The sequence below is a fragment of the Rhodopirellula sp. UBA1907 genome, assembly GCF_002337565.1.
In the GTDB taxonomy this organism is placed as follows: Bacteria; Planctomycetota; Planctomycetia; order Pirellulales; family Pirellulaceae; genus Rhodopirellula; species Rhodopirellula europaea.
Genome location: NZ_DDGH01000096.1, coordinates 4,193 through 4,819 on the forward strand (window position 1 = coordinate 4,193; position 627 = coordinate 4,819).

General features: G+C 58.1%; 1 protein-coding gene and 1 pseudogene. Both read right to left on the reverse strand.

Annotation, left to right across the window (positions count from 1 at the left end):
- A partial coding sequence (locus B2R17_RS22910; protein ID WP_349677003.1) for a glycosyltransferase occupies positions 1-359 on the reverse strand: 359 nt, incomplete at its 3' end.
- Positions 360-391: 32 nt separating this feature from the next.
- A pseudogene (locus B2R17_RS22915) lies at positions 392-627 on the reverse strand (UxaA family hydrolase); the annotation flags it as partial.

Sequence of the window (627 nt, forward strand, 5' to 3'; positions counted from 1 at the left end):
ATGCCGGCGACTCGTGGTTGTCGGGACGAGACGTTGAGCATGCCGAGGACGTTGGCGTGCCACAGAAACGTTTGAACCAATGAACCAGGTCGACGTGCCAGCCAACGTCGCAACTGAATCGTCGCTGGCAGAAAACCGCGAGACGTTTGGACTCCGCCGCTGGTGACCTCGATGCCTTCGTTATGCAACTGTTGGACAAGTCGGTTGTTACCTTTGGGCAGAGTGTCTGCAGTGGGCAGTTTGCCGAAGCTGAACAGTCGCACGTCATCGCCTCGATCGCGAAGACCGATGGCGAGCTGTGTGAGCGCTCGTTCGGCCCCGCCAAAGTTCATCTCGGTGATGATCAGGTCAATGTTCATGGTGCCAATCGCAAATTAGAGCCACTCACAATTCACAGAACCGGCCCGACCGTCCACGGCACAAATTCATGGTCGCCCAACCCGAGGCGTTCGCTGGCGGTTTGCGTTCCGCTGGCACCCTGCAGCAGTTCTTCGAACAGTTGATCCGCGAGTTCGTCCATCGAGACACCCTCGAGCAATTGGCCTGCGTTCCAGTCCATGTCGTCTCGCATGGCGTGGAACAAAGTGGAGTGGCTGGCGATCTTGATCACGGGAACCGGTTTGCCGC